At 48.3% G+C, this 18201-nt stretch carries 19 protein-coding genes and 1 other annotated feature; of the genes, 7 read left to right on the forward strand and 12 right to left on the reverse strand.

What is annotated here, in order from left to right; genetic code table 11:
• Positions 1–38: 38 nt before the first annotated feature.
• Entirely contained in the window at positions 39–383 is a 345-nt protein-coding gene (locus J7E85_RS11930; protein ID WP_215158052.1) for a thioredoxin family protein, read from the reverse strand.
• 137 nt (positions 384–520) lie between these two features.
• Here J7E85_RS11930 and J7E85_RS11935 point away from each other — a divergent pair, with 137 nt between their 5' ends.
• Positions 521–1912 (forward strand): DUF2515 family protein, encoded by a 1392-nt coding sequence (locus J7E85_RS11935; RefSeq protein ID WP_215158054.1) that lies wholly within the window; start codon positions 521–523, stop codon positions 1910–1912.
• 457 nt (positions 1913–2369) lie between these two features.
• Here J7E85_RS11935 and J7E85_RS11940 read toward each other — a convergent pair whose 3' ends face one another.
• Genes J7E85_RS11940 through J7E85_RS11950 form a run of 3 tightly spaced genes read right to left on the reverse strand, consistent with a single transcriptional unit; the run spans position 2370 to position 5285 of the window.
• Entirely contained in the window at positions 2370–3995 is a 1626-nt protein-coding gene (locus J7E85_RS11940; protein ID WP_215158056.1) for a putative polysaccharide biosynthesis protein, read from the reverse strand.
• A 56-nt stretch (positions 3996–4051) separates the two neighbouring features.
• Complete coding sequence (locus J7E85_RS11945; RefSeq protein ID WP_215158058.1) at positions 4052–4531, reverse strand: DUF456 domain-containing protein; 480 nt, start codon at positions 4529–4531, stop codon at positions 4052–4054.
• A gap of 7 nt (positions 4532–4538) precedes the next feature.
• Positions 4539–5285 carry a Cof-type HAD-IIB family hydrolase gene (locus J7E85_RS11950; protein WP_215158060.1) on the reverse strand — a complete coding sequence of 249 codons (747 nt, stop codon included), beginning with the start codon at positions 5283–5285 and terminating at the stop codon, positions 4539–4541.
• 258 nt (positions 5286–5543) lie between these two features.
• Here J7E85_RS11950 and J7E85_RS11955 point away from each other — a divergent pair, with 258 nt between their 5' ends.
• Entirely contained in the window at positions 5544–6005 is a 462-nt protein-coding gene (locus J7E85_RS11955; RefSeq protein ID WP_215158062.1) for an SRPBCC family protein, read from the forward strand.
• A 61-nt stretch (positions 6006–6066) separates the two neighbouring features.
• On the opposite strand, the gene J7E85_RS11960 is transcribed toward J7E85_RS11955, so the two are convergent.
• The 3 genes from J7E85_RS11960 to J7E85_RS11970 all read right to left on the reverse strand — a co-directional run bounded on the left by J7E85_RS11960 (position 6067) and on the right by J7E85_RS11970 (position 9968).
• Entirely contained in the window at positions 6067–8121 is a 2055-nt protein-coding gene (locus tag J7E85_RS11960; RefSeq protein ID WP_215158064.1) for a peptidoglycan D,D-transpeptidase FtsI family protein, read from the reverse strand.
• A 143-nt stretch (positions 8122–8264) separates the two neighbouring features.
• A complete protein-coding gene (locus tag J7E85_RS11965) occupies positions 8265–9413 on the reverse strand; it encodes a transglutaminase domain-containing protein (RefSeq protein WP_215158066.1) in 1149 nt (382 codons plus the stop codon).
• A 108-nt stretch (positions 9414–9521) separates the two neighbouring features.
• Positions 9522–9968, reverse strand: coding sequence for a hypothetical protein (locus J7E85_RS11970; protein ID WP_076324857.1), 447 nt, complete (start codon positions 9966–9968; stop codon positions 9522–9524).
• Positions 9969–10148: 180 nt separating this feature from the next.
• Between J7E85_RS11970 and J7E85_RS11975 the strand changes: the two genes are divergently transcribed.
• Entirely contained in the window at positions 10149–11318 is a 1170-nt protein-coding gene (locus J7E85_RS11975; RefSeq protein WP_215158068.1) for an MFS transporter, read from the forward strand.
• 425 nt (positions 11319–11743) lie between these two features.
• Positions 11744–12115 carry a toprim domain-containing protein gene (locus tag J7E85_RS11980; RefSeq protein ID WP_215158070.1) on the forward strand — a complete coding sequence of 124 codons (372 nt, stop codon included), beginning with the start codon at positions 11744–11746 and terminating at the stop codon, positions 12113–12115.
• 59 nt (positions 12116–12174) lie between these two features.
• Here J7E85_RS11980 and J7E85_RS11985 read toward each other — a convergent pair whose 3' ends face one another.
• From J7E85_RS11985 to J7E85_RS11995, 3 genes are all read right to left on the reverse strand, one after another.
• The gene (locus J7E85_RS11985) at positions 12175–12792 is read right to left on the reverse strand and encodes an SCO family protein (protein ID WP_215158071.1); all 618 of its coding nucleotides are present in this window, start codon (positions 12790–12792) and stop codon (positions 12175–12177) included.
• A 79-nt stretch (positions 12793–12871) separates the two neighbouring features.
• Positions 12872–13810, reverse strand: coding sequence for a heme o synthase (cyoE, locus tag J7E85_RS11990; protein WP_215158073.1), 939 nt, complete (start codon positions 13808–13810; stop codon positions 12872–12874).
• A 285-nt stretch (positions 13811–14095) separates the two neighbouring features.
• On the reverse strand, positions 14096–14314 hold the full coding sequence (locus J7E85_RS11995; protein WP_015737431.1) for an alpha/beta-type small acid-soluble spore protein: 219 nt from the start codon (positions 14312–14314) through the stop codon (positions 14096–14098).
• Positions 14315–14434: 120 nt separating this feature from the next.
• Between J7E85_RS11995 and J7E85_RS12000 the strand changes: the two genes are divergently transcribed.
• Positions 14435–14602, forward strand: coding sequence for a hypothetical protein (locus tag J7E85_RS12000; RefSeq protein WP_009592873.1), 168 nt, complete (start codon positions 14435–14437; stop codon positions 14600–14602).
• 12 nt (positions 14603–14614) lie between these two features.
• Here J7E85_RS12000 and trpS read toward each other — a convergent pair whose 3' ends face one another.
• Positions 14615–15601 carry a tryptophan--tRNA ligase gene (gene trpS / locus J7E85_RS12005; protein ID WP_215158075.1) on the reverse strand — a complete coding sequence of 329 codons (987 nt, stop codon included), beginning with the start codon at positions 15599–15601 and terminating at the stop codon, positions 14615–14617.
• An 89-nt stretch (positions 15602–15690) separates the two neighbouring features.
• Positions 15691–15933: a binding site (T-box leader), on the reverse strand.
• A gap of 177 nt (positions 15934–16110) precedes the next feature.
• Between trpS and J7E85_RS12010 the strand changes: the two genes are divergently transcribed.
• Positions 16111–17100 (forward strand): aldose 1-epimerase, encoded by a 990-nt coding sequence (locus J7E85_RS12010; protein WP_215158077.1) that lies wholly within the window; start codon positions 16111–16113, stop codon positions 17098–17100.
• A 216-nt stretch (positions 17101–17316) separates the two neighbouring features.
• A complete protein-coding gene (locus J7E85_RS12015) occupies positions 17317–17538 on the forward strand; it encodes an alpha/beta-type small acid-soluble spore protein (protein ID WP_007131961.1) in 222 nt (73 codons plus the stop codon).
• A gap of 93 nt (positions 17539–17631) precedes the next feature.
• Here the strand turns inward: J7E85_RS12015 and J7E85_RS12020 are convergent, their stop codons facing one another.
• Complete coding sequence (locus tag J7E85_RS12020) at positions 17632–18036, reverse strand: O-methyltransferase (RefSeq protein WP_215158079.1); 405 nt, start codon at positions 18034–18036, stop codon at positions 17632–17634.
• Between the last annotated feature and the right edge of the window lie 165 nt (positions 18037–18201).

The following is an 18201-nucleotide window of genomic DNA, read 5'->3' on the forward strand; positions in this document are numbered from 1 at the left end:
GCCAGTTATAGATCAAGGCAGCGGTGCTATAGTCACTCTTACTTATGAATCGTACTGTATACGTCCACGGCACGCTGCATGAAATCTTCAATCTCCTGGCGCGATTTGCGGAGTTTGTTAACGTAGCGAACCAGCTCGCGTCCATCGGAATATGCAACAAAGCTAGGGATACCCATAATATTTTGCTGCTGACTCACGTCACCGACAGCATCGACGTCAACCTCTACCAGAGTCAATTGGTTTGAGAACTTCGTCTCAACCTCCGGCATGAATGGATCGATAAACTTGCAATCGCCGCACCAGTCTGCTTTAAATACGGCAACAGTCAGTCGCGGAGACTGGATTGCAACCTGAAATTCTGCTTCTGAAGTGATTTTTTCCATTGATTATCTCCCCTTTACGTCGAGTTCCTTCACCCTTAGTGAATCAAAATGTTGAGTGGAAGTCAAATTTTAGAGCATACTGACATTATGATGCTCACAGGCTGGGATTAACCATCAGAAAGTCAGGTGACCCCCCAATGCACTCGAATGGAGTCAATGATAAAAAAAACCGGGGCAAGGATGTATGGTCATGGACGGCAACCATTCCGCAAGCCCTGACCGAATCATGGTCGGGGATGATCGCGTCGTGGCGATTCTCCTTAAAGCTCCGGACAAGCAGACATGAATTGCAATGGGATCCCACAGCCGTTAGAACAATTCGCAGGCAGCTCAAGGACATCCTCTCCTCCCATCCCTATCTGCAGCAGAGCGTTTCCCCGTTTCCGCTCCCTTCCATGCAAGGGTATAGCGATATTCGGATTCATGAGCCCGGTACAGATGTTCAGCTATCTCCAGAAGAGCAGGAGTTGATTCATCATATTCAAGAGGCCACAGCTGCAGCCAATCGGAGCAACGTGACCCGTACGCATGCCTATTGGGACTGCTATGTATCACATCCTGAGCTGCATTGGGCCTTTTTGGCCCACATGGTATCGCGTAATGCCGGGTGGAATATGAGTGATCTGAAGGGCGGATTGATGTCAGATCTTATGGATCCGACATTCAAGAACAACCTGTACCGTTTCTTGGAGCGCTGCAATGCACTGATCTTCCAGGACGCCTACCCCCAGCTGCTGCTCTATATACACAGTCAAAAAAAAGGTAAGCCCCTATTTCATTTGCTCCCCTACTTTCATGTTTCATCGTTCATGACACCGTTCTGGGAGCAGTTCTGGCAGGATCAGAGCAGTTCGCTGCTTACGGTAGCCCTCATCATTAATGAGCAGAATTATATTGAGGGGCGTGTGGCGAGGCACCCTTTTTACCAACAGCATATTCTACAGGATCCCTTCTTTCGGATGCACGAGCTGACCCGGTTGAATCAAATCGTGTTTCCGCTGGGTCAAGTCCATAGAACAGAGTCGGGCGCAAGCCCTGCCCAGGAGCCCCTATCCCCAGCCAGGCCGCTGGCCGGACTTACCCTACCCAAGTTTGACGACCTCTCCATTAGGATCAAGGCAGGCCGTTCGCTGTATGCTTTATTGTTTGGGTATGAGGAGATATACCGCGCCGTGCTGGCATTCGCACGATCCACCAAGCACCAGGGATCGCGCGCCGAATATTGGCCGGCCTTATTTACGCCGACGCTTGAGCAAGCTATGAATCATGGCCACGCGGGATTTGACCTCATCACATCAGAATGGCTGCCCGATGGCCAGCGCCTGTACAGCCCTTATCTTGAGGAGATCTGGGAGGATGAGACCCCTGAGCCGATTCCCCGGTATGACTGGTATCAGGGCCGCGCGATGTTTAGGCATATCCGTAAACCGTTACGGCCGCTGCTGCCGGATATCACCCACGCCCATCGGACCGCTCTGGAGAAAACCTCCATCGTGCATGATGTGTCTGATCAGTTCCATCAGCATTAAAATGGAAAGAGACCGTCCCGATACTGCAAGGATGGTCTCCGTTCCGTTCTATTCACACGATAAGTGCGTGTTCAAAAAGGTCGATTTTCAGCACCGAGGCTTATGCTTCCGATGTGTGTTTTTTCAAAACGCTTCAGTTGGATGAAGCTAGGGACGTCAGGAACGGAGCGTACGTTTTCGGGTACGTGAGCACCTGAAATGTTTCCACAGGAAACATACCTCGGAAGCATCTGCTTAGGCCCGGCTGAATTCAAGATTCGATGCCGAGCTGCTTCCTGATTCGCTTCGTGTTAGATATAGAATTTATTAGTTATCAGCGGAGGCTGATGAAATTCTATATCGCAAGAAAACCTACCTATCATCGCGGTCGCTCATCCTTGAAGTGGCATCGATTAGGTTTTCTTATCAAAAGCGGACTTTTTGAACAACCTCTATAAGTGAAACTAAGTATATGTTTTTATCCCCGCTCCCGCATACGTGCAGGCTGCAGTCTCATAAGCGGACGGAACACTTTCTGCAAAAGGCGCGGGTAACTGCTCAGCTCCGATTGCCGCAATACGCCAAACACCACCAGCAGGACAAGATATATAATGACCACGGCCACACCTACAACCAGGCAAGTCAGCAAGAATGCCAACCGTGCCGGCATGATATCGACCATTTGAATACCGGCCAGATTCAGGCCATATCCGATTCCCCCGGCGGCAATCACCGTCAACACGAAGCCCGTCCAGCGTTTGCCCAGGATGGAGAAGGGTACAATCGCTTTAATCGATCTTATATTCAGTATCGTAATGACAAGGAAACAGAGCGCCGTGCTCCCTATGATCCCGTAGATCCCAAAGAACGGAGCAAGCAGGAAGCTGGCTGCAAGCTTGATCGCAACCCCGATCATCACGTGAATCATCGAGAGTTTGGCCTTGCCAATTCCAAGAAGAATGGAATTTGAGGTCATCATCGTGATCTGGAAAATCGTACCGAACGTCAGAAAACCAATAATCCCGCTGCCGCCCAAGGAACTAAACAGCAAACCATTAATGGAATAGGATGCCACGCATAGCGCAATCACCATCGGCATGCCCGTCAATATGGCTATACGCATAGCCAGCGATACTTGCTGTTCCAAATGCTCCTGATCCTTCTTCGCAAAAGCCGCAGAGATGATCGGAATGAGCGAGGTACTGAGGGCAATGGCTAGTATCGGCGGAATCCCCGCCACGCTTTGAGCCCGGTTCCCCAGCACCGCGAGGGCTGCGGTCGCCTGATCCAAACCAATCTGCCCGATCAACAGCGGCTTCACGATGGAACTGTCAATGAAGTAAACAGCCGGAACCGCCAGGGAAGACAGCACAATCGGTATAGACAGCGTGAATATATCCCGGTATATCCCGCTAAGCGGAATGGAGCGGTCCGCCGCCGGCATCTTGAGCTCACGATCGCTTCGGCGAAGTTTAACCGTGAAGTACAGCATGACTGCAAACGCGCCAATACTGCCGAGTACGCCACCGAAGGAAGCTCCGGCCGCAATCCAGGTATCGTCGTATCCCATCCGCAGCAGCACATAGGCCAAACCGATGGCTGTCAGAACCCGTGCAATCTGCTCGATGATCTGCGATATGCCGCCAGCCACCATGTTATTACGTCCCTGGAAGTATCCTCGCATCATCGCGATGGCCGGAAACAGCAGCAGCGCTGGGGCGAGTGCCTGAATGGCAGCGGCTGCCTCAGGCTGCTTAGCAATATTTGTAGCATAATAAGGAGCTCCGAAATAAAGCAGCAGCGTCATGATAACGCCTGCTGCTCCGGCAAAAATAAGTGCAGCATGATAAACACGCCGAGCCTCCGCAGGCTTATTTAATGCATGCCGTTCTGATACCATTTTGCTGAGTGTGCTGGGAATGCCGGCCGTTGCTACCGTTAACAGCATTAAATACACGGTATTGGCGATCGTAAATGAGGCATCCCCTACATCGTTCAGCATATGTTCCAGCGGCACCCGCTGGACAAGACCCAGCACACGAGCTACCAGCGCAGCAGCGGCCAAGATGATCGTGCCTTTAATAAATGACTCTTTCTTTGACAAAACCGTACCCTTCTTTCTCCTCCAAAGCGCCTCTTACAGCGATTCCTAAGCGTCTATTAGAAAATCCAAATGAAGAAAATAATAATCATCGCGAGCTGTAAAATAATCTTCACCACAATGCTGCTGAACAAGCCAATGACCGATCCGAAACCAACCTTCATGGATTTGCTTGGTCCCGAGCCTGCCAGTATTTCACCCAGAAATGCCCCGAGGAATGGTCCAATTATCAATCCAAAAGCGGGAATAACGAACGGTCCGATAATCAGTCCGATGGTGCTGCCCCATATCGAGGCTTTGGAACCACCAAGCTTCTTAACTCCCCAGGCGTTAACCGCATAATCGGCAATAAAGAGCACCACCAGAATGATCGTCTGGATAATCCAGAACCATGTATTATAATGCTCGAATGTAAAGAACCAGCCGTAAACAAACAGCGCCAGGTAAATGGCGATAACCCCCGGCAGAATAGGGTAAATCGCTCCGGCCATCCCAATGATAAACAGAGCAATTACGATAATCCAGCCCAATATGTCCATCAACATCTCACCCTTCGATCAAAATATGATCCCTGATGACCTCGACGATGCCGTTCTCATTGTTGCTGGAAACCACAAGGTCCGCTTCATCCTTTACCGTCTGCTGGGCATTGCCCATGGCCACGCCGAGGCCGGCCTGTTGAATCACAGCCAGGTCGTTCAAGCTGTCACCTACGGCTACGACCTCGGACATGCTAATACCGAGCAGTTCACACACCTGCCCGATCCCGGTCGCTTTATTGACGCCCTGCGGATTGATCTCCAGGTTAATCGGCGAAGAGTTCGTGATCTCCAGTCCGCCCATATCCTGCAGGCGCATCAGGACGTTGTGGCGTACATCATGATCATTCGTGGTGTAACCGAATTTCAGCCACTCCTGATTCGCGACATCATCTGTCCAGTTCTCAGAGTTATACAATTTTCCTACTGAATACGCCCAGAACCATGATCCGGTTTCAATAGCGAGTGCATGCATTTGTTCCACAAGCTTGCTGTCCAGCAGCGCGCGGCGATGCAGTTCATATGGCGCTCGCCATACTTCACCGCCATTCACCGTCACCATCGGTGTCGTCAGTTCGAGCTGTTTGGCATACGGATAAGCATCCGGAAACGACCGGCCTGTCGAGAGGCAGACATGAATGCCATGCCGTACGGCTTCCTTGATCCACTTTACCGTTTCCTCCGACACTTCATGATCGTCCTGAAGCAGCGTGCCGTCCATATCCAATGCCAACAAACGATATTTATTATTCATGGTATTAACCCCCTTACGAATTGCGAGCAAACATAACGACATTTTACCACAAAAGACAGGTCGTCAAAACACACCTCATGAATAGCGGGCCCCAGACAGGCCAAAACTGAGGTAAAGCTAGCCTTACGCAAGATTTCTCCAAGCGCTCGAACAAATAACACAGCCCTTGAAATCAATGAGCCATGTAAAAGAAAGAATATGATCTCCTTTATGCTACGATATTTACTGAAGATAACCCCGAAAGGAGTCATGAATCATATGACCAAGCTCAATGAGAACCCCGTCGTGACGGCAGAGATGCTCATTCGAAGACCGGTAGCCCAAACATTCGAGGCTTTTATCGACCCTGAGATTACAACCAAGTTCTGGTTTACCAAAAGCAGCGGCAAGCTTGAGGAAGGCCGTCATATCCGCTGGGATTGGGAGATGTATGGGGTACATGATGACGTGTACGTTCAACATATTGAAGTGAACCGCCGCATCACGATCGAGTCATCAGACCTGACCCAAACCGAATGGACATTCACGCCACGCGGCGATTATGAGACCTTCGTTGCCATTACCCATTCCGGATTTACAGGCAGTGCGGATGAAATGGTGCAGGGAGCTATTGATTCCATGGGAGGATACACCATGGTGCTCTGCGGCCTCAAAGCGCTGCTGGAGTTTAACGTCATCCTGAATCTGGTGGCGGACAAGGCTCCGGACGCCCATGTGTAACGAATAAAGAAACGGCAGCCAACCCATTTAGGGCTCTTGGCTGCCGTTTTGCTGCTTATTATTATTGATTTGAATTTCCATCCTCATTCTCGCCCTGAGTATTTTTAGGGTGAGGCGTACCGTCGAGTCCATAAATTTCGTCATAAGCATCGAAAATTTTGCGGGCAACCGGCGCGGCACTCTGGGAACCAAAGCCTGCTTCCGGTATGACGACGGCGACGGCCAGTTTCGGATTTTGTCGTGGTGCAAAAGCGATGAACACCCCGTTTTCCACCCTGATCCGAGAACCGTTTTTATAAATATCCTGCTCGGATGTTCCTGTTTTCCGTGCAAAATCATATTTAAAATCTTCAAAAGCTCGAAGTCCCTGCGTATTCATCCCTGCAATGACTTCGTTCCAGTACTGCTGTGGGAATTCCTTTTTATTTAATACTTCCCGCTTGAATTCCTTGATCACATTGCCGTCCTGATCCACAATCTTGCTCGCAAGCTGCGGCCGGATGCGTTCTCCCCGATTGGCAAGCGTGCTGGCATACTGTGCCAATTGGAGCGTCGTATATTTACCGGACTGTCCGAATGAAGCGTATGCCATGGCAGCCAGATAACTTCCCGCCTGCTCGATATTGGTATACTCGATGATTCCTTTATGCTCCTTTGGCAGACCGGATTCGGTAGATACCCCAAGCCCGAATTTCTTCATGTATTCATCCCATTTTACAACGGATTCGGAGCCGTACTTGTTGTACAGCTTTTCCCCAACCCAGTCAACCATAAAGGCGTTAGAGGAGTGTTCAATTGCACTTCTTGGGTTCAAAGATCCATAAGCTCTACCACCGGAGTTCTGAACCCTTGAATTATCTTTACCAAAGAATGCAGCACCGCTATCATAATAATAATCGTTCGGACCGAACAATTTTTCGTTAAGTCCAATGAGTACACTTAGTGGCTTTATTGTTGAACCCAACAGCACAACCGACTCCAGATTGTTGCCGGATCGGCCGGAGTTGTATGGTGAGATGGTCCCATTACCGTAATACTTCATAACGGTTTCCCAATCGTCGGTTCCATTCTCCCATACATTGGGGTCATAATCCGGCATGCTGGCCATGGCGACAATGTTCCCGGTGTCCACTTCCATCGCTACGGCATAACCTGTTTGCGCATTCGGATGCGTTTTGCCGGAAACCGTATTGGCATGAAGCCATTTCAGCTGATCAATGATCGCCTGCTGTGTAACCTTCTGAATATCCTTATGAATCGTCGTATGAATATTGTAACCCTTCTCCGGGACGGTCATGGTCGGCACCCCGTCCGCCATGTTCTGCGGATTAATCGGAATACCGATATATCCGTTCTTGCCGCGCAGTTCGTCCTGGAACATCATTTCGAGTCCGTCTACACCGACCTTCTCCTGCTCCGTGTAGATGAGTCCCGGATCTTTTTGCTTCTTGTTCTGCTCATCAATCTCCTTATATTTAGGAAGTGTCTTATTTCCGCGGAACTCTTTCAAATAACCAATCGTTTGAACGGCAATTTTATCCTGGTTATATTGACGCTGGCTTTCTTCAACAACCTCTATTCCAGGATACTCGTTCTTATGCTCCATGAAATAAGCCACTTCTTTGTTTGAAAGATTCGCTTTGATGCGTCTCGGCTCATAACCCGGCTGCTTGTTAAACTCCAGGTCCATCGCTTTGATCACGGCATCCACCGTTAACTTTTCGGCTTTTGGATCACCATATTGTTCGAAGACCTTGACCATTTCCTCGGCCAGCTTTTCGATCTCCGGACGATTCTTCTTCCCTCGTTCGGATGAACTGTAATCCTTTAACAGCGTTAAATACAGTGCTTGGGAGGGTGTCGAGTATGCAAGCGGTGTTCCGGAAGCATCAATGATGCTGCCCCGGATCGGCTGAAGCGGGAAATTTTTAACCTGCCCACCGGTTTCGAGCTCTTTTAGCTCAGGCCCTTCAACGAACTGCAGTATAGCAAGACGTATAATAACGACACAGAATATGATAAAAGTGCTGAAAAAAAATAGATTAACCCGCAAGTTAAACTGACTGCCGGCATCTTGTTCTTCTTGTTTGCGCTTATCCGGCCTAAACCCTTTCACGTATGCTTCTCCCCTTTATCGGCAATCACATAAACCCATATTAACATAAACGCCCCCCCACTTCATCTGGAAGGCCCTCCTGACGGGCAAGGGCGAACTTCCCTTGCTCAAAGTCCGCCCTTCTCCGTATCCCAACACATCTATCAAAACACTTGTTCTTTTATATGTGTCTCATTGAAGCGCGGCGGATTAAACCAGTTGCCGCTCTGTGCCCAGGTCGGGTCCAGCGGTATCCATCGCTTCTCTTCGCTCAAGTAGACTTCATTCCAGGCGTGGGGACCATAACCGCCTTGACCATTATATCCCCTGCCAGTTACGACCCGAACTTTCAGATCCTGAGACCGGGCCATCATGGCATACAGCCGAGCATAATCAATGCACACGCCTAACCTTGTTTCGTACGTATCCTGTGGTGTCTGCTCTTTCCATATCCGCTGCTCTTCATACAATGTCACTTTGTCGTGATCATACGCTATTCTGCTGCCAACCCAATCATAGAGCTTTCGGGCTTTCTCTTCATCGGTCGACGCACCTTTCACGATATGGGCTGCCGTCTGCTCAATGCCCTCGGGAATCTTGTGGTCGATGACCTCATACTTCCGCTGAATGATCCCATTCAATTCTTCTTGAACCGATTGGGTAAAGACCGGCAGCTTCTCGCGGACGAGAGAACCCGACAAAGGTTCTATCACAGCCCTCGCTCCTTGCTGATAAACCGGTGAAGCCTCAACGTACCGGCTGAAGCCGTGGTCGGGATTTAGACTGACGTAGATGAATAAGATCGCAATAACAATAATGCTCCGGGCAGCACCCATGATAACGCCAATTCCCGCGCCTGTTAGCCGGCTCAGCAGCGATGCCGACGTATCTTTTCTCGTTCCGAAGAGTCCCAGCCTGCCTCCCATGATCAGGGAAACGAGCAGACGCAGCATAAATACGATAAGGGCGTAACTTAACATAAACAACACCGCAAACCGCAGCAGCGGGAAATCCGCCAGCGATTTTACGGCTGTATAATAAATCTGTTCCCAGAAGCGCAGCTCTCGATTCGGTAAACTGGAGGCCGTCCCTAGCCAATCGCCTGCCTTGGGTGATAACCATAATGTAAAAAGAACGGAGATCGCAAGCCCGACCAAGCGCAGCACCGCATCCCCCAGAAAAAAAACAAGCTTCCCGGCTGACCGGGAGGCTCCGCGACTCCATCCCTGCAATAGTGAAAAAACCACAATCAGCAGCAGCAAGATGGTGATTCCGTTCCCACTTAGCACACTATCCTTCCATGCCGACATCAACGGTATCCCCTCCTCTCCCCATGATGTCTTGTCAACCGATGTAAGCGAGCTGCAGCACTAACAACGCTGCTGCCCTCGTACATTCGCTTCCGATTGCGTTTCATTTTTTTATTTAGAGGCCGTATTGCTCTTGGCATCATCGATAAAGCTCTGAATCGTATCGTTGATATCCCACTTTCCTACCGAAACACCGCGGAAAGTGACTTCAACTTCTTCGGAACCGTCACTTCCTTTCAGCTCCAGATTAGGAGCTTTAATGGAGTAGGTACCGTCCCCATTCGAAGTATATTTTGCTTCCTTCGCTTCTTTCATCATCATGTTCAGCGCTTCTTTTTTTATCGTGTCCACCGTTTCTTCCTTCACCGTGGTTACAACCTCGCCGATTTTATCCAGGGAAATTCCGCTATACACCAACAATCCCACGATGATGAGTACCGCTAGCGCCCACTTAATGACGGTTCTCACCACATTCAGCACAATAAACAAGATAATTAAGGCGATGGCAATGACCAGCCAGTTTTGTTTAAGAAATTCAATCCAGACCTGAGTATCCAATTCAATTCACTCCCGTTCATCGTTTCAAAAGCGGCGGTTCATGCCGTCTTATTAATTATACATGATACCCCGCAAAGCTGTCAGCCAACCGGGTCTTTTCACAAAAAGGTATAAGCTTGCCCTTTCGAACGTACAAGTATTAGTACCATATCAACTTTTGCCGGATAGGAGGGTGCCATATTGAAAACCGCATTATGGCTCTATATGTTTTTGTTTCTGGCGTTTTTTGATTTGCATGCTCAGTATCCAGTACTGACGCCCTTTGCCATCTCCCTTGGCGCAGCCCCTACGTTTATCGGCTGGATGATGGGCATTTATGCTTTAACTCATCTGCCTGGCAATCTGCTTGCAGGCAATCTGATCGATCGGCACGGTAGCAGACGCTACATTATTTTCAGCTTAACCGCTGCTGGTGTTATCCTGCTGCTCCAGGCTCATGTCCAACTGCCCTGGCAGCTGCTCGTGCTCCGCTCGATCAGCGGTTTCGTCTTGGCCTTTTTGTCACCGGCCTGTTTGGCGCTGCTTGCGTCTCTCTCCCGGGATCCTGTTACGCAAGGCAAATATATGTCCGGTCATGGCGTGATCCACACTCTTGCCTCTGTCTTGTCACCGGCCGCCGGCGCTTTCATTGTAGCCAAAGCAGGATTTTCCGGTACATTCCAGAGTCTGGGCTGGCTTTTGATTTTCACCGGCTTGATGGCGTTTCTCAGTCTCCCGAAGCCTCTGTCAGCCGCTGATAGAGATAAAGGGCAGGCTGTTCCGATCAACAACGGGACACCGGCGCGGCTTCCTTTTAGCTTGCGCTTATATCTGATTCCATTTGCTATCGCATGCTCTCAAGGAATCCTGTTCTTTGAAATACCGCTGCGGGAAAGCGGGCTGGCAAGCATTATGTCCACCGGGCTTCTATTCTCCGTCATTAGCCTTGGAGCTTTGGTCACATTAAGCATGCTGTTTCTCAATCGTTATGCGCCCTATATCAGGGTGACCATCGGCGTATTGGGGCTCGCTATTTGCTTCTACGCCCTGGCTGCAGCAGACCATGTACCGATCACGGTCATCCTGTTTGCGCTCGGACTTGCTAAAGGATTGCTGTTTCCGGCATTATCCTCACTGTTCATAGAGCTAAGCGGCGGAGGCAGACTTGGGAAAGTCTTCTCATTGCAATCCATCGCCATGTCGCTGGGTTCCTTTGTAGGTCCTATTGCGGCAGGACAGCTCCGAACGGTGGTGTCCCCTTATTTTATCGCGTTTCTGATGCTGATGACGGTGCTGCTGCTGCTCCCCAAACGCAATCGTGAAGCACCTTTAACAGCTGTCTCACCAGAAACCCCAATCTCAACCGTCTAAGGAAGCTGTACCAGTCTTAAACCAGCGCCCAAAAAGATAAGGATGGGCCAATACACAATCCATATGGGTAAAACCACATAAGATACAGTGTGGCAAATGACCACGTACATCTAACCAAGGGGTGAAGTAATCATGAGTCATGTTCATCATAAACATTGCCATGGGGGTTATGGAAATTCAGTCGGAATGGTTCTTGTATTGTACATTCTGCTCGTCATTATCTTGAGCTGTTTCTAGAAAACATGGGTTAACCTTGTTACGGCCATCCATTTGGATGGTCGTTTATTTTGCCCGCTTTGCATGATCGATAAAAAACAAGTTAAACTATACATACACCATTCGACACAACCATCATTCGACGGCGGATCATCATTTCCCGGGGAATGCTGCCAAGGATCTCCGTATCATGACAGAGGTGAAAAAAGATGCCGATATTCCTCATTGTAGAGGGCAAGAACGACCGGAGCCGACTACGCCGATTGCTGACATCGGATATAACCATCCTATGCACATTTGGAACGCTAAACACCGCAAAGCTGGAAAGCCTTCATAAACAGGTGAAGGATCAAGAGGTGTATCTTTTTATGGATAACGATAGCTCCGGCAAAAAAATTCGCGGTGCCCTGCGCGACGTCTTCCCTGATGCCGAACAGATCTATACCCGCCGGGGATACGCAGGAGTTGAAGGAACGCCTGACGAATACCTGATTGCCCAGTTAGAGAAGGCCGGACTGGAAGAGTTCATCATTTATCCGCCTCCTGCTATTAACAACGCAGATCAGAAATCACTATTTTAAATAAAAAAGGCGTCCTCCATCTTTAACGATAGAGCGCGCCTTTTGGTTTTACCTATAGGTTATTCCTTAATTAAGGTCTTAATGTCCTTCACAATATTCTCGGTCTTCACTTGGGCCGGATCCGCTGCATTATAGGTCTTCCGAATATTGTTATTCCGGTCAACCAATGCAATGGAATTGCCATGCGTGAAATTCGTCGAGTTATTGCCGAGCAGCGGGATTTTGAAAGAGTCCTGCATCAGCTTCCGTGTTTCCTCCTGATCTCCACGAAGGAAGTACCAGCCGTTATAATCCGCATAGAAACGGTCCCCGAACTCCTTAATCTTCTCTTTTGTATCGGTTTCCGGGTCAAAGGAGATGGAAACGAAGTTAACTTCTTTACCGAAGATGCCCTCTTTCTTCAAGTCTTCCTGTATTTGCGAAAGTACCAGTGTTGTAATCGGACATACATCCGGGCAGCTGGTGAAATAGAAGTACATGAGCTTCACCTTGCCCTTGGTATCGTCCGATGTGATCGTCTTTCCATCCACATTCTCCATGGAGTAAGCGGCTACCTCACGAACGATTGGAAACTTTTCTTTTCCGAATCCTAACGAGTTGTATACCAGGTAAATAGCTGCTATTACGCAGACAGCGAGTAGTACCCAAGTCCATTTGTAACGTTTGAATGCATTCATGACCTTCCCCGTTCTCCCTTCGTCTCAGGCAATCCCTGTTCTTGTCAGGTTTAGTGCAGCGTTAAAGCCCTTCCACCTATTAAAAAGTGGTATTGAGTATGAGAACGATCAGGCTCAAGGTCAAGTAGTTGATGGAGATAATAAATACTTTTTTGGACCAAGCTTCATCGTCCTTCGCACGGAAACCTTGGAGTGCGGCGTAGAGCCACCAAATAGCCAGAAGGAGTCCGATAACCAGAAAGAATATACCGGCATATCCATATGTGTACATCAGGATGGGGATCGGTATAAGCAGTACCAGGTAAGGGATCATCTGATACTTCGTGCGTTTAATTCCTTTAACTACCGGCAATAACGGAAAGCCCGCTGCACGATATTCTTCAACCCGGCGAATGCCCAGTGCCCAGAAATGCGGCGGCTGCCAGAGAAACAGAAGAGCGAACAGCAAAACCGCAGCCATATCTACGGTTCCTGTCACGGCCACATAGCCGATCACCGGCGGCATCGCTCCGGAAATAGCGCCTACCGATGTGCTCCATGTTGATGACCGCTTTAACCATAATGTGTATACCACAACGTATACAAACATTCCGAACGCTCCGAATATCCCTGCCAATACCCCTGAGAACAGGAATAACATGGCTAGTCCAACGACCCCAAGTATGATGGCATACCAAAGAACAACCTTTGGTGTCAGCCGTCCGGTTGGAAGTGAGCGATTCCGTGTACGCTCCATCTTCATGTCGAGCTCTCTGTCAAAATAGTTATTGAAAACACAGGACGAAGCCATTACAAGCACGGTTCCGAGAAGTGTCATAATCATCAATCCAAATTGGATATCCCAACGCGATGCTAGCCAAAATCCGGCAAAAGCCGCTATCAAATTTGACCGGATGATTCCGGGCTTCGTTACCGTGATAAAATCTTTCCAAGTCCCCGCCTTATCGGGAGGTGCAGGCGCTGCTGAGGCAAGTGCTGCGGATTCTGAAGGAGCTTGGTATCTCAAGTGATTATCCACGTGTAAACGTTCCTCCTTGTATCTGTCGTTATGGAGGAAGTACTGCCTCCGCTATAAAGTTTATCATATCATTAGTAAAAAGTGTTTAGCAATCCTTCGGAATTCATTCCATCTATATGACAATTCAGTGACATTTGGAAGCGATATATTCTTGACGTTATGCCGTTGTTTAAGGCACAATTTGTCTACGTAGCAAAGATGGGTGTCGATCCCTTAATATGAATACAAAGCCCGGAGCGCAATGATAGCGCTCCGGGCTTCCATACTCACGTTATGAAAAAGAGATTACAGCGTGCGGCCAGACCCCGAAAGAGCCTGTTCAGCTTGCTGTACCAAACGTTTTGTAATGTATCCACCCAGGGATCCTGTTTCACGGGAAGTATAGTTACCATAGTAACCGTCCTGAGGAATCGTGACGCCTAGTTCTTGAGCAGCCTCGAGTTTCAAACGTTGTAATGCTGCAGTTGCTTGAGGTACAACCAAATTGTTGCTGCGGCGTGCCATATTAAATATCTCCCTTCACTGAATGTCTGTTATTCCAGTGCAAGCTTGCAAACTTATTATGGCTCCTTCTTGCAACGTTATACGTATTTTTTCAATTTTTATCTTTGGAGGTTTTTTCATATGAGTAAAGGCTTATCCCTATGGTTTGCGGTCTCTTCGATCGTCCTGCTGACCGCCTCGGCCATATCCATCAGCTACAACGGATTTCTGGCCGTCGGTCTGGCTCTGCTCTCCATTCTCAACATAGGCTGGGGATTCATCATCAAATCCAAACGCAAGCCTTCTTAAGAAGAATCTTGCTTATTTACGAGCAAGAAAGCCCATCTTGTCCTTGACGCCATCCAGTATTTGAGTTGCAGTCTTCTGTGCCTGCTCTGCTCCCTTGGCCAGAATGTCATGGATTTCACCGGTTTGGCGAATTTCGTAGTATCTGTTTTGGAGGGGTTCCAGAGCAGCTACTACAACTTCGCCAAGCTCCTTCTTGAATGCCCCGTACATCTTCCCTTCAAAACGCGCCTGTACTTCCTGCAAGGACACCCCAGCACACTCCGAATAGATACTCATCAGATTGCTCACCTCTGGTTTAGCGGATGGGTTATAGACCACTTCCGCTCCGGAATCGGTTGTAGCTCGGCTGATTTTCTTGCGAATTTGGTCCGGCGTATCCAGCATCGCAATATAACTGCCCTCAACCGGATTACTTTTGCTCATCTTTTTAGAAGCATCATCCAGCGACATAATTCGTGCGCCTACTTCCGGAATGAACGGTTCCGGCATATTGAAATAGGAACCGAACCGATGATTGAACCGTGCAGCTAAATCGCGCGTGATTTCCAAATGCTGCTTTTGGTCATCTCCTACCGGTACCAGATTGGCATTATACAGCAATATATCTGCAGCCATAAGCGCTGGATAGACAAACAAACCAGCTCCTACGGAATCTTTACCTTCTGATTTGTCCTTAAATTGTGTCATCCGTTCCAATTCGCCCATATTCACCATCGTTGTCATGATCCATCCCAGCTCAGCATGCTGAGGAACATGGGATTGCAGGAAAATATTGGCGCGACTCGGGTCGATCCCGGCCGCTACGTACAGTGCCGCAACCGACTCTGAGCGATCTCGGAGCGAGCTTGGCTCCTGCGGTACCGTAATGGCGTGCAGATCGACGACCATAAAGTAACAATCATGCTCGTCTTGAAGCTTAACAAAATTTTTAATGGCTCCAATGTAGTTGCCCAGTGTCAAATTGCCACTCGGCTGAATTCCCGATAATACTGTTTTCATGACTAGCCCTCCATTTATTTAAACATTCTTTAATCCAAAGTCTGCCCCGCTCAAGGGAACATATATGAACGCAAAAAGGCCTCACATCCGCAAGGGACGTGAGACCGTGGTGCCACCCTTATTCGCTGCAGTAACTCTAATACTTAAGCTGCAGCCTTCTATTCTTGTAACGGAGAATACCCGGCCGGCATATTAAGGAATAACAGTATCATCCCTGTTCAGCCTGGCACTCAAAGGTCCATTCAGCAAAGCGGATCCACCGGTTCACATCAACCACCGGCTTTCTGAAGGATGGGCCGCACCTGCTTACTTGTCCTTGTCATCGTGTTTCAATCATTTTTGGATCACTATTACATGTAATGATAAAACTCTTGCTCTGCCTTGTCAATTCCATTTTAGAATCAAGTCGCCCAATGTTTTGAAGCATTTCTTTTACCCTTTCCACAAAAATCTGTTATGATGTGGGTAATCGTCAAGACCATGATTTCTGTTAGTAAAGGAGCATCGATATGAATCAAGTGACCAAAGGCCAGTGGAATGGTTACGACACCTATATTTTAAACAGCGGCCGTCTTGAAGTGACTCTCCTTCCTCGTCTAGGTAACAATGTCATTGGAATCAAAGACCTTGAAAACTCACGCGAAATCCTACGAAAACCAGATGAAAGTGAGCTTGCATTCTATCTTCAGAAGCCCTACCACTTCGGCATCCCGATGCTCATTCCGCCAGGCCGGATTTCCAAAGGCCAGTTTGAGTATGGCGGAACATCGTATCAATTTGATCAAAATACCGCGAACGACAATCATATCCACGGTCTCCACCGATCACAGGCCTGGTGTGTCAGCGACATAGAGGAAGAGGATGATGGATGCGCCGTTTCGACAGAGTTCATATCATCGGATGATCCGAAATGGATTGCCCAATTCCCAGTACCGCTGAAGCTGGAAATGACCTTCCGTCTTCAGGAGACCCGCTTCTCGCAGAGTCTTCGTGTAACGAATTTGGGTTCCAGCCCTGTCCCGTTCGGCATGGGTTACCATACGTGGTTCCTGCTCGATGGTGAACCGCAGCGCTGGACGCTGGATCTGCCTGTAGAGGGAATCTATACCTTGAATAATGAACTGATTCCAACCGGAGATCTTTCACCGCTTGGCCATCTGGAACAACTGAATTCCGGACTCAACCTGAAGGAAGCCGACCTTGATACGATATTGAAAATCCCGGAGGGCAAACCAGCCGAAGCTATGCTTCAACGGGATGATGGTTATCAAATTCATTATTCGGCAGACCGCGCCTTTTTCAAGCACTGGGTGCTTTATACAAAAGGCGTCGCGGAGGAATTCCTCTGCATCGAGCCATATACCTGGCTTCCGAACGCGCCCAATTTGAATCTGCCAAGCGAAGAAACCGGCCTGATTCATCTGGAACCGGGACAGACCGTGAACCTGAATACCCAGATCAGCGTCCAAAAAACGTCACCGGAGGCAGATCAAGGGTAGTTAAGCCATTTCATGTGAGCCATAGGATCTTTATATACTTAATGTTTCAACAAGAGCAGCCCTTTGAAATCAAAGAGCTGCTCTTGTTTGTCTAAGATAACGACCATTCCAGCGAATCGGATAATTTTACCACCCAATGATCTGCCTCAAGCACGAATGAGATTCCTAGGATTCAGTCATAATATCCACATACAACATCAAAGGAGGTGACATGACATGGCTCAAGGTCGTTCTTCTAACAATCTTGTCGTACCTCAAGCAACTGCAGCTCTTCAACAATTGAAAGTAGAAGCAGCTCAAGAACTGGGTGTGACGCTTCCTCAAGACGGTTACATGGGTAACTACACTTCCCGTGAAACAGGTTCATTGGGAGGTTACATCACCAAACGTCTGGTACAATTGGCTGAGCAGCAATTATCGGGTCGTTCGAACCTGTAATTCGCATCTCTTCCCTCCAGCCGTAATTAGAAAGAGGCGATCTTCTCCCCAAAGATCGCCTCTTTCGTTATATATTCTATATGATAAATGATTTCAGGATTCCGAAGCAGCTTCGGCATATGTATTACGAGGGTACCGAATCATCAAGTTGGCCATGTTATAGTTGGATTCAAGTATAGCATCTACAACGACAATGCCTTGTCGTACCATAAATTCATAACTGATTTCGCCGTGTGTCCAGTGGCGTTTATGTTTCAGACTTTCAAGCGCCATCGTACGAAAAGAGCATTGTTGAGCTTCACTTAGCCCCTCCTCAAGTGGAGCTATGACCCCGTTACGCCCAGCCAATGGATTATGCCGTATGCCAAATTTACCAATTACATTGTTTCGTATTTGTACAAATACTGTCCCTGAACTTAGACCTCCCAACTCTTCTTCCAGCTCTTTAAAAACGATGTCCAATTGTCTAGCCAGTGATAATTGATCTAGTTTTACCATCTCTTCTCCCCTCCTTTATTAGTAAATCCTCCCTATTACTAGGGCTTATGACTCATTATAGGGTAAAGGAATCAATGTATCAACAATATTCAACACATTTGGGTATTTATTACTAAAATTGCACAAATAATTTAGTTTCCAGCTTCTTTTTTGCGTCAACTTTCA

The sequence above is a fragment of the Paenibacillus sp. ISL-20 genome (assembly GCF_018613005.1).
Taxonomy (GTDB): domain Bacteria; phylum Bacillota; class Bacilli; order Paenibacillales; family Paenibacillaceae; genus Paenibacillus_AQ.

What these genes read in the sequence shown, in the direction of transcription:
- J7E85_RS11930 (WP_215158052.1), bottom strand. Translation starts at nt 383, where the DNA reads ATGGAAAAAATCACTTCAGAAGCAGAATTTCAGGTTGCAATCCAGTCT.
- J7E85_RS12020 (WP_215158079.1), bottom strand. Translation starts at nt 18,036, where the DNA reads ATGGTAAAACTAGATCAATTATCACTGGCTAGACAATTGGACATCGTT.
- J7E85_RS11985 (WP_215158071.1), bottom strand. Translation starts at nt 12,792, where the DNA reads ATGAATGCATTCAAACGTTACAAATGGACTTGGGTACTACTCGCTGTC.
- J7E85_RS11995 (WP_015737431.1), bottom strand. Translation starts at nt 14,314, where the DNA reads ATGGCACGCCGCAGCAACAATTTGGTTGTACCTCAAGCAACTGCAGCA.
- J7E85_RS11945 (WP_215158058.1), bottom strand. Translation starts at nt 4,531, where the DNA reads ATGGACATATTGGGCTGGATTATCGTAATTGCTCTGTTTATCATTGGG.
- trpS (WP_215158075.1), bottom strand. Translation starts at nt 15,601, where the DNA reads ATGAAAACAGTATTATCGGGAATTCAGCCGAGTGGCAATTTGACACTG.
- J7E85_RS11950 (WP_215158060.1), bottom strand. Translation starts at nt 5,285, where the DNA reads ATGAATAATAAATATCGTTTGTTGGCATTGGATATGGACGGCACGCTG.
- J7E85_RS12010 (WP_215158077.1), top strand. Translation starts at nt 16,111, where the DNA reads ATGAATCAAGTGACCAAAGGCCAGTGGAATGGTTACGACACCTATATT.
- J7E85_RS11935 (WP_215158054.1), top strand. Translation starts at nt 521, where the DNA reads ATGCACTCGAATGGAGTCAATGATAAAAAAAACCGGGGCAAGGATGTA.
- J7E85_RS11980 (WP_215158070.1), top strand. Translation starts at nt 11,744, where the DNA reads ATGCCGATATTCCTCATTGTAGAGGGCAAGAACGACCGGAGCCGACTA.
- J7E85_RS11955 (WP_215158062.1), top strand. Translation starts at nt 5,544, where the DNA reads ATGACCAAGCTCAATGAGAACCCCGTCGTGACGGCAGAGATGCTCATT.
- J7E85_RS12015 (WP_007131961.1), top strand. Translation starts at nt 17,317, where the DNA reads ATGGCTCAAGGTCGTTCTTCTAACAATCTTGTCGTACCTCAAGCAACT.
- J7E85_RS12000 (WP_009592873.1), top strand. Translation starts at nt 14,435, where the DNA reads ATGAGTAAAGGCTTATCCCTATGGTTTGCGGTCTCTTCGATCGTCCTG.